Annotated in this window: 1 protein-coding gene; it reads right to left on the bottom strand. The window is 70.0% G+C overall.

The features are described 5' to 3' along the window. A partial coding sequence (locus tag RVY79_RS21705) for an amidohydrolase family protein (RefSeq protein WP_317466695.1) occupies positions 1 to 233 on the bottom strand: 233 nt, incomplete at both ends.

Below are 233 nucleotides of genomic sequence, written 5' to 3'. Positions count from 1 at the left end.
CGCGCCGATATCATCGCGATTGAGCACGCGGGCGCCGCCGAGCGTGGCGATTTCCAGTGCCTCACGCGCGCTCATCGCTGCCGGGCCGAAACCGACGCGCGCGAGTAGCATCGCCTGGCGTGTCTCGCCGAGCATGTGTGCGCCGTCGTTTGACGCGCTGCCGTCCACGCCCAGGCCAACTGGCACACCGGCATCGCGCATGGTGCGGATGGGGGCAATGCCCGAGGCAAGGC

Source organism: Chromohalobacter sp. HP20-39, from assembly GCF_033052815.1.
Taxonomy (GTDB): domain Bacteria; phylum Pseudomonadota; class Gammaproteobacteria; order Pseudomonadales; family Halomonadaceae; genus Chromohalobacter.
The sequence above is the reverse complement of the archived record's forward strand: the minus strand, read 5'-3'. Positions and strand labels throughout refer to the sequence as shown.